Below are 13566 nucleotides of genomic sequence, written 5' to 3' on the forward strand. Positions count from 1 at the left end.
TTACTTTCCCAAGCAAAAACTGGAGAAGATTTCATCCAAAAGGTTCTCTACTCCTACGCGGCCAACCAACATCTCCAAGGCGCGAATGGCCGAGCGCAGATCTTCGGCGGCGACATCATAAAACTCTGGACCGTAGTTTAGCACATCTTGCGCGGTCTTCAGGCGGTCATATGCCGTCTTCATTGTCTCTCGATGTCGCGCACGCGTGGCAATACCCGCTTTACCAGCACGATTTTTCAGCGCTTTGGTAATGTCCGCGATCAGCACATCTATGCCCTGCCCGGTTTGTCCGGAAACCGCCTTTTTAGAAGCATCATTGCCGATCAGATCCGCCTTTGGGGTAACAACAATATCGTCCTCAAGGATGTCGATATCAATTGCATCTCGATCATTGGTCAAAAACACGCGAAGGTCTGCCGCCTCTGCCCGTTTCTTCGCTATTCTGATGCCGATCCCTTCGACATGGTCGTCAGTCTCGCGCAGGCCGGCGGTATCAAGAAGAGTGACTGGCAGACCCGCCAAATCCATCCTTACCTCGATTACGTCCCGGGTCGTGCCGGCATATTCCGACGTAATAGCAGCCTCGCGGCCGGCCAGAGCGTTGAGTAGTGTTGACTTGCCAACGTTTGGCGCACCGATGATTGCAACCTCAAAACCGCTGCGAATCCGTTCAGCCATCTGTACACCAGAAATCTGAGGTTCCAAATCCGCTGTTACGCCGGCCAAAAGCTCTTTGACTTCCTCAGTGACATCTACGGGAACATCTTCATCGGCAAAGTCAATTGTTACCTCAATCAGGGATGCAGCGCGAATAAGGTCTTTTCGCCAGCGCTCAGCCAAATCAGAAAGCCCGCCGGCGAGTACGGCTTGCGCCTGTACCCGCTGCGCCTCGGTCTCTGCATCGATCAAATCCGCCAATGCCTCAACCTGGGAGAGGTCCAGCTTACCATTTTCAAGCGCACGGCGGGTAAACTCACCTGGGTCCGCCAGCCGCACATCTTCAAACTGACCCAATAGATCAAGCATGGCACTGACAACCGACGTACTGCCATGGACCTGAAATTCAACAGTATCCTCACCAGTGAAGCTATTCGGGCCGGCGAAAGTGAGCACCAAGGCTTCGTCGATACGCGCCTTACTGCGATCAGACAGAACGCGCAACGCCCGACCAGGACAGGGCAAAGCACCGCCACTGATAACAGAAGCGGTGCTGATAGCCTTTGGGCCAGAGAGGCGTATAACCGAAACGCCGGCCTTCCCTTGGGCGGAGGCCAGCGCAAAGATCGTGTCCATCAGGTGACCTTCCTTTCGTGCCGGCCAGTCTACTAGGTGTTCATTGAGTCGAAGAATTCAGAATTTGTCTTTGTTTGCTTCAACTTAGACAAAAGGAATTCAATCGCGTCGGTGGTACCCATTGGGTTCAGAATCCGGCGTAACACAAATGTTTTGGCGAGATCACCTTTGTCGACGAGCAGATCCTCTTTCCGTGTACCGGATTTGAGAATATCGATCGCTGGGAACACGCGTTTGTCTGCGATCTTCCGATCAAGGACGATTTCAGAGTTACCGGTCCCTTTGAATTCTTCAAAGATCACCTCATCCATCCGACTACCGGTGTCGATGAGAGCCGTCGCGATGATCGTCAAAGAGCCGCCTTCTTCGATATTTCGGGCCGCACCAAAGAATCGTTTGGGACGTTGCAGCGCGTTTGCATCAACACCACCAGTCAAGACTTTACCAGAAGACGGCACCACTGTGTTGAATGCTCTACCAAGTCTTGTGATCGAGTCGAGAAGAATAACAACATCTCGTTTATGCTCTACCAAACGCTTGGCCTTCTCGATGACCATTTCGGACACCGCAACGTGGCGGGTCGCAGGTTCGTCGAAGGTGGAGGACACGACCTCACCCTTGACCGAGCGCTGCATATCGGTGACCTCTTCCGGGCGTTCGTCGATCAGGAGAACGATCAGATAGCATTCCGGGTGATTCTTCGCGATGGAATGCGCGATATTCTGGAGAATCACTGTCTTACCGGTCCGCGGTGGCGCCACGATCAGGGATCGCTGGCCTTTACCAATCGGGGAAACCAAATCGATCACGCGGGCAGAGCGATCTTTGATGGTCGGATCTTCGATCTCCATCTTCAGGCGCTCATCGGGATAAAGCGGTGTCAGGTTGTCGAAAGCGATCTTGTGACGGGCCTTCTCCGGCTCTTCGAAGTTGATTTTGGTGACATTTGTCAGCGCAAAATACCGTTCGTTTTCCAGCGGCGATTTGATCTGACCGTCAACCGTATCACCGGTCCGCAGCGCATATTGCCGGATCATATCGGGCGAAACATAGATATCGTCGGGACCCGGCAGATAGTTGGCCTCGGGCGAGCGCAGGAACCCGAATCCATCTTGAAGAACCTCAAGCACACCATCGCCGGCAATTTCCCAGCCTTCATCCGCGCGTTCGCGGAGAATCTGGAACATCATCTCACCCTTGCGCATGGTGGAGGCGTTTTCGATCTCCAGCTCTTCGGCCATGGACAGAAGGTCCTTAGGGCTCTTGGCCTTAAGATCGGAAAGGTTCAGGGATTGAACGGTCATATATATACGGCCTTTGTTCTCCCCTGAGATCTGGGGAGCGGTGTCATAGGTATAAGGAAGACACGAGTGCCCGGACGGGCCCGTTAGCCGCATACATAAGGGGTCCACCCTGCTGAGTCAAATCCCCGCTCAGAACTTGAAAATGACCGATATGACGATGACCACCATCAGCAGTGTCGGGACTTCGTTCATCATTCTATAGCTGCGACCACTGCGGGTGTTCTTCCCATTTGCGAAGTCACGGTGACGGATCAGCAGCCAGTGGTGGAACCAGGTCATCCCCAGAACGCTCAGGCCCTTCGTCCAGGGCCAAAGACTACTCCAGTCGACCAACCCCGGCGTCAGCACCATTAACAGCCCTGCAGCCCAGCTGACGTACATAGCGGGCCTCATGATGATGCGGAGCAACTTCTCTTCCATCATGACAAAGATGGGAAGGCTGTCCGGCACCTTCTCTGCCTGCTCCACGTGATAAACGAAAAGCCTCGGGAGGTAGAACAGTCCTGCCATCCAGCTGATCACTGCCATGATGTGCAGAGATTTGGCGTAGGGGTAAATTTCAAAGAGCAGATCGCTCAGATCCATGGCTGGCCTCTCGGTTCCCTCTCTCCCCTTAAAATATAAGTATTTTAAAAGGATGATGTTTTAGTAGTGCACCCTAAAAACGGTGGATAACTGACTCGTCCACCGGCTTATCCCCGCTTGGGATAACTTACCAGCATTACCCCCAGCGACATGATGCCTCTTGCCGGCAGGCTATAAAAACATGAGAAATATCACGTTCATTTTGGGGTTTGGATGTGGGGATAAACCTGGGGTGAAATCGGAGCAACCGAGATATCCACGATTTCAAAGTTATCCCTATCCTCTCAGGGCGAATCTGCCGGCAAGCAAATGGGGATTTTGAGGTTCTCCACGGCTTGCGAAATGGCCGAAATTTCATACAAACCATCCTAAGCTCATCACACTCTTGCCCACGGGGTTTTCCACATGTCTACCCACATCGTTCTGGCTTCCGGATCGCAGATACGCGCGCAGCTGCTGCGGCAGGCTGGCGTTCCGTTTGAGGTCGCCGCGGCCCGTATCGACGAAGCGGCGATCAAGGCGGCGCTTCTGGCTGAGGAGGCCACGCCGCGTGATATCTCCGATACGCTGGCAGAGGCGAAGGCGCGCAAGGTCAGCGCCAAGTTCCTCGGTGCCCTGGTGTTGGGCTGTGATCAGGTCCTCGAGTTTGATGGAAAATTGTTATCAAAACCAAAAGATTCGGATGACGCCTTTGCTCAGCTGAAGATGATGCGCGGTAAGCGACATATGTTATTGTCCGCTGCGGTCATCTATCGCGACAATGAGCCGCTGTGGCGGCATATCGGCCAGGTGCGGCTTAGGATGCGGTCCAGTTCGGATGCGTATCTGCGCAGTTATGTTGCGCGAAACTGGGACAGCATTCAGCATGCCGTTGGCGGATATAAGCTGGAGGAAGAAGGGGTTCGATTGTTCAGCGCCATCGAGGGAGACTATTTCAACGTGCTTGGATTACCGTTGTTGGAGCTGCTGAACTATCTGGCCCTTCAGGGAGTGATTGAGCAATGAATGATACTCGGATTCCGCTGGCTGGCGTGATCGGCAGCCCGGTGGCCCATTCCCGATCGCCATTGGTGCACGGCCATTGGCTCCGGACTTATGGTATTGCTGGTCACTATGTGCCGCTGCATGTCGAACCCGGTCAGTTGGAGGAGGTTGTCCGCAGTCTGCCCAAGATGGGGTTTGTCGGGGCCAACATCACCATCCCGCACAAGGAACAGATCATGGAGATCGCCGATCAGGTGACGGATCGTGCGACATTGATCGGTGCGGCCAACACGCTGATCTTCCGTCCCGATGGCTCAATTCTTGCTGATAATACAGATGGTTACGGGTTTATCACCAATCTGCACCAGGCCGCGCCGGATTGGGATCCTGCGACCGGTCCAGCTGTTGTATTTGGGGCCGGCGGCGCCAGTCGCGCGGTGATCGCTTCACTGCTTGAGGCAGGCGTACCAGAGATTCTGCTGAGCAATCGCACGCGGGAACGCGCGGATCAGTTCCGCAGTGAGTTTGGCTCCCGCATTCAGGTGGTCGACTGGGTGCAGGTTGGGAATGTGATCGAACAGGCCGCACTCCTGGTGAATACAACCTCTCTTGGGATGGTTGGAAAGCCGCGTTTGCGTGTGCCCTTGGACGGGCTGCGCTCCAGCACTGTTGTGACGGATCTGGTCTACACACCGCTGAAAACGGACATGCTGCAATGGGCCGAGGATATCGGCTGTACCACCGTTGATGGTCTGGGAATGCTGTTGCATCAGGCCGTACCGGGGTTTGAGCGCTGGTTTGGCAAACGACCTGAGGTGGACGCTGCAACGCGGGAGGCCGCATTGGCATGAGCTACGCGTTAGGGTTAACCGGATCCATCGGTATGGGGAAAAGCGCAACTGCGCAAATCTTTGCCGAAGAAGGCTGCGCAGTCTGGGACGCGGATGCTGCGGTTCACCGTCTTTATGATGTGGGCGGCGCAGCGGTTGCCCCCATCGGGGATGCATGGCCAGCGGCCGTTATCGAAGGACGGGTTGACCGGGGTCGCTTGCGTGACATCATCGCCGGCGATGGCAGCGCCCTGCCCCGGATTGAGACAATCGTGCACCCGCTTGTTGCGGCTGATCGCGAGGCTTTCAGAGCGTCGTCGTCACATGATGTTCTGGTGTTTGATATCCCGCTGCTGTTTGAAACTGGTGGTGACGCAGGAATGGATGCCGTCGCCTGCGTCTGGATCAATGCCGAGACCCAGCGCCAGCGGGTCCTTGCGCGCAAGACGATGACGGTTGAGCAATTTGAACAAATCCTGCAAAAACAGATGCCGATAGAGGATAAGAAAGCGCGGGCCGATTATCTGATCGAGACCGACACCCCGGATCACGCCAAAGCACAGGTACGGTCCATCCTCGCACAAATTAGAAGGCAGATCGCAGATGCGTGAAATCGTTCTTGATACGGAAACCACCGGCTTTGATCCGTTTTCTGGTGACCGGATTGTCGAAATCGGTGCGGTTGAACTGTTCAATCACATGCCGACGGGTGAGACATTTCACGTCTATATCAACCCTAAACGCTCCATGCCGCAGGACGCGTTTAAGGTGCACGGCATCGGGCCGGATCTTCTGGAGCCGCCGCAGCAACCCGGTCCGGGCGCTGTAACACTGCGCGACAAGCCCGTGTTCGCGAAAGTGGGCCAGAAATTTCTGGATTTCGTCCGGGATTCCAAAATGGTGATCCATAACGCGGCCTTCGATATGAAGTTCCTCAATGCGGAGCTGGATTGGATGGGGCTGCCAAAGCTGCCGATGGAACAGGCGGTTGATACGCTGGCGATTGCCCGCAAACGCTTTCCTGGCTCGCCGGCGACGCTGGATGCGCTCTGCCGCCGCTTCAATATCGACAACAGCAATCGAACATTGCACGGCGCGTTGCTCGATTCCGAAATCCTGGCCGATGTCTATCTGGAACTGATCGGGGGGCGGCAGCCTGATTTTGGCCTTTCAACCTCCAATGACAAGGCCAGCAGCGGGGCGACGGTGACAGATGACTGGCGCCCGACCGCCCGGCCCTCCCCGCTGCCGTCGCGGTTGACAGAGAAGGAACAGGAGGCACATGCCAAGTTTGTTGCAAAAATGGGGGATGACGCCCTTTGGAACGGCGCTGGTAGCTGATCCCTGACCCTAGGTCCTGAATGCAAAAACGCCGCTGAAAACAGCGGCGTTTTCCATATCCGAATTTGGCGAGCTCTTATTGCTGCGGCTGTTCAGCGGCCTCAGCCTGCTGACGGCGCGCCAGTTCGTTGCGGTAGATCGCGACGAAATCGATATTGTCGAGGTTCAGCGGCGGGAAACCACCGTCGCGGGTGACGTCGGACACGATGCGACGTAGGAACGGGAAGAGCATACGCGGGCATTCGATCAGCAGGAACGGGTGCAGCTGATCTTCGGGAATGCCGGAGATGTTGAAAATCCCGACATATTCCAGTTCCAGAACGAAGAGGACGACATTGCCTTCTTTGTCCTTGGACTCGATGTTCAGTTTGGTCATCACCTCATACTGGTTTTCCGCCTGACGCTTCTTTGCATCAAGGGCAACCTGCACGCTGACATCGGGCTGAACGTCAGCGCCGACGCCTTTTTGTGCCATGACGTTTTCGAACGACATGTCGCGGATGAACTGGCCCAGGATATTCATCTGGACTTGCGGCTGCTGCACGCCTTCTGTTGCGCCGTTTTCGGCCATGAAGCTACTCCTAAACTATGTTTTGCCCGTGCTTATCAGCTTGGCGGCGGTACCTCAACGGGGGTGTCGCGCCACCCGCCTAGCCTTGCCCATCAACCCAGCCGGAGGGGCCTTTTCGCGGTCGATCCTTGCTGACGTCTTCATAGTCTGCATCAATGATATCGCCCTGCGGTTTAGGGGAATTGTCGCTCGGATAGCTGCGGCCGTGCATGCTGCCAGGGCCCATCTGGAACCGGGCCACCGTCATTTTTGAGCGGAGGTAGCGATAAACGGCAATACGTATCTGCGGGACCAGAAGGGCGAAGCCAACCGCGTCTGTGAAAAACCCGGGCGTAAGCAGCAGGGCACCGGCCACCAGGATCATGGCGCCATGCGCCAGCGGCTCGGTGGGGTCGTTCAGCTGTTCGAAAGAGCTACGAAGCTGGCCGAGGGCCATCCGGCCCTGCGTACGGACCAGCCAGGTTCCCAACACGGCTGTCAGCACCACGATGGCCAGCGTTGGCCAGAGGCCGATCGCGCCACCGACTTGAATAAAAAGTGCGATTTCAATGATCGGAACCATCAGAAAGGCGAGAAAGAGATACATGCTGGGTTTCCTCAGAACTTGCGCGGGACGGTGGACTTGCGCCGACCCGTCACCTACATAAGGTTGGAACGCTTTAGTTTCAAACGAAGCATGAACATCTACCGTAGAGGTTGTTATGGAGTCGCCCGTGATTCAGCTGTTGGTTTTGGCCGGTATTGCCGTGTTTTTGATCCTACGCCTGAAAAGCGTTTTGGGCACCCGCGAAGGGTTTGAAAAGCCGGCTGTGCCGCAGGCTGATCGCCAGAACCGACGCCCCGAACTTGAGGTGATCGAAGGCGGGCCGGATCACGATATCGTTGACTACGTCCCCGAGGACAGCCCCCAGGCCAGCGATCTTGCCGCGATGAAGAAGGCCGAACCGTCCTTCGAGGTGCGCGAGTTCGTGCAGGGTGCCCGCGGCGCATATGAAATGATCCTGATGGCCTTTGAACGCGGCGAGCTGGATGACATTGAAGCTTTCCTCGCGCCTGACGTCTTTGACAGTTTTGTCACCGCTGTGGCCCACCGTGAGGATCAGGGGCTGACGATTGAGGCGGAATTTATCGGTGTCCGCGAGACGACGTTGACCGACACCAGCTTTGATCCGGCAACTGGCGATGCACAGATTACGATGCGGTTTGTCGCTGAGTTGACCTCGGTTGTGCGTGATCGCGGTGGAGATATCGTTGAGGGTGATCCCAAGGCGGTGAAACGCCAGAAAGATACTTGGGTCTTTGGCCGTACCATGGGTAGCGCAGACCCGAACTGGCATCTGGTCGCTACGGACGCATGATGCGTGGGCTTCGGCGGGCACTTTGTGCGCTGGCTCTTGGAGCTGGCGCATATTTGTTTCCGCAGGGCGGACAGGCGGAAACCAGCTACACCATGCTGTCCTTCGCTCAGCTGGAGGGCTGGGCAGAGGATGACCACAAAGCGGCGCTGGGTGCATTTCTGCAGACTTGCCGGGATTTGGATGATCCCGACTGGCGTGCGCTCTGTGCGTTGGCCAACGAACAAGACCCAAAGGCCGCGCGCGGCTTCTTCCAGCTGTTCTTTCGCCCAGTCCTGATTGAAGACGGCGCGCCAGCGCTGTTCACCGGCTATTTTGAACCCGAACTCTCGGGTGCGCGCCGGCCCAGCTCGCGTTACCGGTACCCGGTTTATCGCCAGCCACCGGAGGCGCGCAAGATCAGCCAGTGGCTGACACGACGCGAGATGCTGACAAGCGGTGTGATGGAGGGGCGCGGATTGGAAATCGCCTGGGTGGACGATCCGGTAGAGCTGTTTTTTCTGCAAATTCAGGGATCTGGGCGAATTCGCCTGCCTGATGGGTCGTCGATCCGTGTCGGCTACGGTGGTGCAAACGGCCATGAATACCGGTCCATCGGAACGGAATTGGTCCGTCGCGGTATCTACAATATCCATCAGGTCAGCGCCGCAGTGATCAAACGCTGGGTGCGGCGCAACCCTCTCGCCGGCGAGGATCTCTTGATGCACAACCCCTCATATGTGTTTTTCCGCGAGGTGAGCCGCATCCCCGCCTCTGCCGGCCCGCTGGGGGCAATGAACCGTTCTGTGACCACCCTGCGCAGTCTGGCAGTTGATCCACGTTTCACGCCGCTGGGTGCGCCGGTCTGGTTGGAAAAAGACGGAGCGAAGCCGATGCGCCGGCTGATGATTGCGCAGGATACCGGATCAGCGATTAAGGGCGCGCAGCGGGCCGATGTGTTTTTTGGCAGCGGTGACGAAGCCGGGATAGAGGCCGGCAAGCTGCGGGATCCCGGCCGCATGGTGGTTCTGCTGCCTATTCAGCGTGCCTATGCGCTGTTGCCGGGGGACGACTGATGACCCGTAGGAAACTGACATCTGAGGAAATCGACCTCTGGCACCGCGTCGCCAAACAGGCGGAGCGGCTACATCCAAAAACACGCACCGCTCCTGCCGCTGCCCATTTGCCAAAACCAAAGCCGACAAAATCGCCGCTTCCGCCGCAAGAGCGGTTCACGCCAGAGCTGTTCGAGTTGGGGTCCAAGGTGGGATCAAAGCCGGCCAGGCATGATCTGAAGCCCAGTGTCACCAGTGGTCTGATCGCCGCGCCGATGCAGATGGACGGCAAGGCTTACCGTAAGATGACACGCGGCAAACTGAAGCCTGAGGGTAAGCTGGATCTCCATGGAATGCGGGTTGATTCCGCCCATCCGGCGCTGGTTGGTTTTGTCCTGTCAGCGCATTCTGCCGGCAAGCGGCTGGTGCTGGTAATCACCGGCAAGGGGAAGGATCGCGACGAACCCGGCCCGATGCCGGTTCCCCGTGGCGTGCTGCGGCACCAAGTGCCGCAGTGGTTGTCCCTGCCGCCATTATCGCAGGTGGTGCTTCAGGTGACGCCGGCCCATGTCAGCCATGGCGGTGGCGGGGCGTATTACGTCTACCTGCGCCGCCACCGCTGAGACCGGTTCAAGGCGCTTGGCTCAGCGATCTTCGCCGCGATAGACATTTGCTTGATAGTTTTCTGACAGTGTAATCTCGACGGCGTTGTCCTCCTTGTCGACGACCAGTCGACCGGGGAACAGGCGCTGGATCGAGAGCGCCTCGCGGTCGAAGGCCGCAGCAGTCTGGCGGGCTGAATTGAGGATGGACAGCACCGCCGGTGAGGTTGCAGCCACAAAATGCCCGGATTCCGCGGTATCGGCATAGGCCGTTGTATCGACCACTTCGATGGGCAGCTCAGACACGTCATCCAGTGATTTCAGATTGCCGAGCCGGCCCCGGTTGTGGGTTCCACGCAGGCGTTGCGACAGGTTCAGCACATTGTCCTTGCGCGAGACCATTACGACAAATGGCTGCGGTACCGGATCGATCCTGCGCATCTGACTGCGGAAGACTTCGACATCCAGATCCGGTGACATCAGGATCACCGCACCAAGGTTTTTGCTGCTCCAGCCGGGTGTCTTGATCTCCATTTGGCGCATGGTTTCCATCACCAGCTGCGATCCCATGGAATGTGCCACCAGCACCACGCGGTTGGACACACCGGGTTTCAGATTGCGCAGCAATTGTTCCAGGCCATCACGTGCGAATAACACGCTGTCGCCGTCGTAGGCATAGCCCAGAGGATTGCCCTGACTGGGCCAGGAATAAATGATCGTGGCGCCGGGAATGTCGATGTCATTGGTTAGCTGTGCGGCCCGGAATGCAGTCTCGGCCTGGGTTGAGTTGAACCCATGCACAAACACCGTAATGTCGCGCTCCCCGACAGGATAGGCTGACAGTTCTTGAGCGATCCGACGGTTCAGCTCAGCCATCCCATCCAGCCGCTTCCGGCCGGCCATGGTGAACTGGGTTTCGGGGTTGGGCTCGGCATAGGCAAAATCCAACTGCCCCGGAGAATGAGTGGGCGGGATGGATACTGTCAGCTCCAGCAGGCGCAGAGTATCAGATCGTTCCGGGCCAAAGGTGCCATTGGGCAGCGGTTCACGAGTGGTTGCGCCGAATATGGTTTTGGCTTTGCCGATTTCCAAAGCGTCCGGAACGGTTGGGGTAAAGGATCTATCAGTGCATCCAGCTGCAACAATCAACACGATGCAAAGACGGGAAAGGACTCGTGAAAAACGCATGTTTCGGACCACCAATTGACAATGGCGGCAGGCTACTGGGCGCCCACCGCCATGTCCACTGGTTGCGCAGGCGCCCTAACGGCGATCAGAGTACGTATCGGCTGACATCTGCGGATTTGGTCAGCTCACCCAGGTTCTTGCGGACAAATTCGGCATTCACGGTGACCGTTTCACCTGAACGATCCGGTGCGCTGAAGGACAGTTCCTCGAACACACGTTCGATCACCGTATAAAGACGCCGTGCGCCGATGTTCTCAACGGTCTGATTGACCTCGGCTGCAATCTTTGCCAGCGATGCGATCCCGTCATCGGTGAAGCTGACAGTCACCTCCTCAGTACCCAGCAGAGCAGTATATTGCAGCGTCAGCGCATTGTCCGTCTCGGTGAGGATACGCACGAAATCCTCTTCGCTAAGCGCGCGCAGATTGACACGGATCGGCAGGCGGCCCTGCAGTTCGGGCAGCAGATCTGATGGTTTGGCAATATGAAATGCACCCGAAGCGATAAACAGGATATGGTCGGTTTTGATCGGACCGTGCTTGGTCGACACGGTGGTGCCTTCAATCAGGGGCAGCAGATCGCGCTGCACCCCCTCACGGCTGACGTCGCCGCCACGCGCGTCTTGGCGGGTGCAGACCTTGTCGATTTCATCGAGAAACACGATGCCATTCTGTTCAACCGATTCAAGCGCCGCCTTGGTCACGGTCTCATCGTCCAAGAGCTTGTCCGCTTCTTCGCCGATCAGCACATCATAGCTGTCAGCAACAGTCATCTTCTTGCGCGTGGTGCGTCCGCCCATCGCTTTCCCGAACAGATCGCCGAGGTTCATCATGCCCATGTTGCCACCCGGCTGGCCGGGGATTTCGAACATGCCCCCCATCGGGTTGGAGGTGTCAGAAACATCCAGTTCGATGATGGTATCATCCAGCTCGCCGGCTTTCAGCTTCTTGCGGAACATATCGCGGGTGGCATCTCGGGCGTCGGTGCCGGCGATGGCATCGATCACCCGTTCTTCAGCAGCCTGACGGGCCTTGGCCCTTACGTCATCGCGCATGTGTTCGCGCGTTTGGACAATGGCGATATCCACCAGATCCCGGATGATCTGTTCCACGTCGCGACCGACATAGCCAACCTCGGTGAATTTGGTGGCTTCCACCTTGATGAAGGGCGCGCGAGCCAGTTTTGCCAGCCGGCGAGAGATCTCGGTCTTGCCGACACCGGTGGGTCCGATCATCAGAATATTCTTGGGGTAAACTTCGTCGCGCAGGTCATCGCCCAGCTGCTTGCGGCGCCAGCGGTTGCGCAGTGCGACAGCAACCGCCCGTTTGGCATCAGTCTGGCCGATAATGAAGCGATCCAGTTCAGAGACGATTTCGCGAGGGGTGAGGTCAGTCATGAGAGGTCCGTTTCAGTGAGCGGGCGGCAGCCGGTCCAGCGGCAACACCCGTGAGAGAGGGGAAATCAGCAAGGCCCGGATCCGTGCCCAGAAGGCACCAAGGATCACCAGGAACAGGCCCAGCACAAGAATGGTTGTCGCGGCGCCGTCGCCGTCGAAGACTGTGGCCGCCAAAGTAACGCTGTAACCAATCGCAGCAATCAGAAATGACCGCCGGTCAATGATGATCGCAACCAGCGCGAAGGCGAAGAGCACGGCCATCAGCGCCAGATTTGCGCTGGATGTGCCGCTGTCCAGCAGGCTGAGAGCGATGGTGTTGACCAACGCGGGGGCGGCGACCACATGCAGCCAGAAACCTTGCGCAGAGCGCCGGGTCACCCGATGCGGATCGCTCAGATCAAACAGCATCGCCACCGCGAAGACGCCGGCGCCAACCAGCAGGGTTACCCAGGCAAAGGGGCCGGAGGCCGACAGCAGGAACAGATCGCTCATGCCGGTCAGGCTGCCGGATTGGTTTGCAGCCAGCATCAGCGCCAGCGTGAACACGCCAAGCGCGATCAGCGCCATCGCAAAGGGAACGCGAAACCGCAGCCAGTAGATCGCAATTGAGACGGTGGTTAGCGCAACAGCCAGCGGCAGGCTGGAATAGTCTCCCTGCGCGACCATGAACACCTGCGAATATTCCGCCGAAAGCCCGACGCCGGCATTCAGGGTCCAAAGGATCGAAAGCGCAATCGCCGGCGCGACCATACGACGACGGCGGATGAAATACTCACTCAGCACCCATAATACCACGGCCCCAACCAGAGAGGACATGGTCGCCTTTTGAACCAGACCACCCAACCCTTCGGCCATGGAAATGCCGGTGACGGCGGCCCATCCGGTGGCCAGAATGATCAAACCGATGACAATGAAGATCTCGTTGAACCCTTTGAACAGCTCAAAAGGTTCATCACCGGGAGCGAGATTTTCACGCGCCCCCCGTCGGCTATGCGCCAAGGCCATGAGAGAGGCCGCCTGGGCCTCGCTCAACAGACCCGAGCCAACTGCTGCGCGAATATCGTTTTGATCGATATGGCTCAT

At 57.3% G+C, this 13566-nt stretch carries 15 protein-coding genes; 7 read left to right on the forward strand and 8 right to left on the reverse strand.

What is annotated here, in order from left to right; all coding sequences use genetic code 11:
- The 3 genes from mnmE to OO25_RS06275 all read right to left on the reverse strand — a co-directional run bounded on the left by mnmE (position 1) and on the right by OO25_RS06275 (position 3182).
- The gene (gene mnmE / locus OO25_RS06265; RefSeq protein WP_040178992.1) at positions 1-1293 is read right to left on the reverse strand and encodes a tRNA uridine-5-carboxymethylaminomethyl(34) synthesis GTPase MnmE; all 1293 of its coding nucleotides are present in this window, start codon (positions 1291-1293) and stop codon (positions 1-3) included.
- 32 nt (positions 1294-1325) lie between these two features.
- Positions 1326-2597 (reverse strand): transcription termination factor Rho, encoded by a 1272-nt coding sequence (gene rho / locus OO25_RS06270; RefSeq protein ID WP_014876396.1) that lies wholly within the window; start codon positions 2595-2597, stop codon positions 1326-1328.
- Positions 2598-2726: 129 nt separating this feature from the next.
- Positions 2727-3182, reverse strand: coding sequence for a CopD family protein (locus OO25_RS06275; protein ID WP_040178994.1), 456 nt, complete (start codon positions 3180-3182; stop codon positions 2727-2729).
- 405 nt (positions 3183-3587) lie between these two features.
- Between OO25_RS06275 and OO25_RS06280 the strand changes: the two genes are divergently transcribed.
- Genes OO25_RS06280 through dnaQ form a run of 4 tightly spaced genes read left to right on the forward strand, consistent with a single transcriptional unit; the run spans position 3588 to position 6337 of the window.
- A complete protein-coding gene (locus OO25_RS06280) occupies positions 3588-4187 on the forward strand; it encodes a nucleoside triphosphate pyrophosphatase (RefSeq protein WP_040178997.1) in 600 nt (199 codons plus the stop codon).
- The gene (locus OO25_RS06285; RefSeq protein WP_014881539.1) at positions 4184-5017 is read left to right on the forward strand and encodes a shikimate dehydrogenase; all 834 of its coding nucleotides are present in this window, start codon (positions 4184-4186) and stop codon (positions 5015-5017) included. The genes OO25_RS06280 and OO25_RS06285 overlap by 4 nt, the downstream gene beginning before the upstream one ends.
- A complete protein-coding gene (gene coaE / locus OO25_RS06290) occupies positions 5014-5607 on the forward strand; it encodes a dephospho-CoA kinase (RefSeq protein ID WP_040179001.1) in 594 nt (197 codons plus the stop codon). The genes OO25_RS06285 and coaE overlap by 4 nt, the downstream gene beginning before the upstream one ends.
- Positions 5600-6337, forward strand: coding sequence for a DNA polymerase III subunit epsilon (gene dnaQ, locus OO25_RS06295; RefSeq protein ID WP_040179004.1), 738 nt, complete (start codon positions 5600-5602; stop codon positions 6335-6337). The genes coaE and dnaQ overlap by 8 nt, the downstream gene beginning before the upstream one ends.
- Positions 6338-6413: 76 nt before the next feature.
- On the opposite strand, the gene secB is transcribed toward dnaQ, so the two are convergent.
- Both secB and OO25_RS06305 read right to left on the reverse strand, forming a co-directional pair.
- Positions 6414-6908, reverse strand: coding sequence for a protein-export chaperone SecB (gene secB, locus OO25_RS06300; RefSeq protein WP_014876402.1), 495 nt, complete (start codon positions 6906-6908; stop codon positions 6414-6416).
- Between the two features lie 79 nt (positions 6909-6987).
- Entirely contained in the window at positions 6988-7494 is a 507-nt protein-coding gene (locus tag OO25_RS06305; protein ID WP_040179006.1) for an FxsA family protein, read from the reverse strand.
- A gap of 115 nt (positions 7495-7609) precedes the next feature.
- Here OO25_RS06305 and OO25_RS06310 point away from each other — a divergent pair, with 115 nt between their 5' ends.
- The 3 genes from OO25_RS06310 to OO25_RS06320 are packed head-to-tail and all read left to right on the forward strand — an operon-like array spanning position 7610 to position 9920.
- A complete protein-coding gene (locus tag OO25_RS06310) occupies positions 7610-8266 on the forward strand; it encodes a Tim44/TimA family putative adaptor protein (RefSeq protein ID WP_040175100.1) in 657 nt (218 codons plus the stop codon).
- Positions 8263-9318 (forward strand): murein transglycosylase A, encoded by a 1056-nt coding sequence (locus OO25_RS06315; RefSeq protein ID WP_040175099.1) that lies wholly within the window; start codon positions 8263-8265, stop codon positions 9316-9318. The genes OO25_RS06310 and OO25_RS06315 overlap by 4 nt, the downstream gene beginning before the upstream one ends.
- Positions 9318-9920 (forward strand): Smr/MutS family protein, encoded by a 603-nt coding sequence (locus tag OO25_RS06320; RefSeq protein WP_040179007.1) that lies wholly within the window; start codon positions 9318-9320, stop codon positions 9918-9920. The genes OO25_RS06315 and OO25_RS06320 overlap by 1 nt, the downstream gene beginning before the upstream one ends.
- 21 nt (positions 9921-9941) lie before the next feature.
- Here OO25_RS06320 and OO25_RS06325 read toward each other — a convergent pair whose 3' ends face one another.
- From OO25_RS06325 to OO25_RS06335, 3 genes are all read right to left on the reverse strand, one after another.
- Positions 9942-11087 (reverse strand): alpha/beta hydrolase, encoded by a 1146-nt coding sequence (locus OO25_RS06325; protein ID WP_040179008.1) that lies wholly within the window; start codon positions 11085-11087, stop codon positions 9942-9944.
- 85 nt (positions 11088-11172) lie between these two features.
- Entirely contained in the window at positions 11173-12483 is a 1311-nt protein-coding gene (gene hslU, locus OO25_RS06330; RefSeq protein ID WP_040179009.1) for an ATP-dependent protease ATPase subunit HslU, read from the reverse strand.
- Between the two features lie 12 nt (positions 12484-12495).
- Positions 12496-13566, reverse strand: a complete 1071-nt coding sequence (locus OO25_RS06335; protein ID WP_040179010.1) for a hypothetical protein — start codon at positions 13564-13566, stop codon at positions 12496-12498.

This window comes from Phaeobacter sp. S60 (assembly GCF_000826845.1).
In the GTDB taxonomy this organism is placed as follows: domain Bacteria; phylum Pseudomonadota; class Alphaproteobacteria; order Rhodobacterales; family Rhodobacteraceae; genus Phaeobacter; species Phaeobacter piscinae.

Bases quoted from the DNA above. Each gene is read 5' to 3' on its own strand.
- mnmE (WP_040178992.1), bottom strand. From the start codon at position 1,293: ATGGACACGATCTTTGCGCTGGCCTCCGCCCAAGGGAAGGCCGGCGTT.
- rho (WP_014876396.1), bottom strand. From the start codon at position 2,597: ATGACCGTTCAATCCCTGAACCTTTCCGATCTTAAGGCCAAGAGCCCT.
- OO25_RS06275 (WP_040178994.1), bottom strand. From the start codon at position 3,182: ATGGATCTGAGCGATCTGCTCTTTGAAATTTACCCCTACGCCAAATCT.
- OO25_RS06280 (WP_040178997.1), top strand. From the start codon at position 3,588: ATGTCTACCCACATCGTTCTGGCTTCCGGATCGCAGATACGCGCGCAG.
- OO25_RS06285 (WP_014881539.1), top strand. From the start codon at position 4,184: ATGAATGATACTCGGATTCCGCTGGCTGGCGTGATCGGCAGCCCGGTG.
- coaE (WP_040179001.1), top strand. From the start codon at position 5,014: ATGAGCTACGCGTTAGGGTTAACCGGATCCATCGGTATGGGGAAAAGC.
- dnaQ (WP_040179004.1), top strand. From the start codon at position 5,600: ATGCGTGAAATCGTTCTTGATACGGAAACCACCGGCTTTGATCCGTTT.
- secB (WP_014876402.1), bottom strand. From the start codon at position 6,908: ATGGCCGAAAACGGCGCAACAGAAGGCGTGCAGCAGCCGCAAGTCCAG.
- OO25_RS06305 (WP_040179006.1), bottom strand. From the start codon at position 7,494: ATGTATCTCTTTCTCGCCTTTCTGATGGTTCCGATCATTGAAATCGCA.
- OO25_RS06310 (WP_040175100.1), top strand. From the start codon at position 7,610: ATGGAGTCGCCCGTGATTCAGCTGTTGGTTTTGGCCGGTATTGCCGTG.
- OO25_RS06315 (WP_040175099.1), top strand. From the start codon at position 8,263: ATGATGCGTGGGCTTCGGCGGGCACTTTGTGCGCTGGCTCTTGGAGCT.
- OO25_RS06320 (WP_040179007.1), top strand. From the start codon at position 9,318: ATGACCCGTAGGAAACTGACATCTGAGGAAATCGACCTCTGGCACCGC.
- OO25_RS06325 (WP_040179008.1), bottom strand. From the start codon at position 11,087: ATGCGTTTTTCACGAGTCCTTTCCCGTCTTTGCATCGTGTTGATTGTT.
- hslU (WP_040179009.1), bottom strand. From the start codon at position 12,483: ATGACTGACCTCACCCCTCGCGAAATCGTCTCTGAACTGGATCGCTTC.
- OO25_RS06335 (WP_040179010.1), bottom strand. From the start codon at position 13,566: ATGAGCCATATCGATCAAAACGATATTCGCGCAGCAGTTGGCTCGGGT.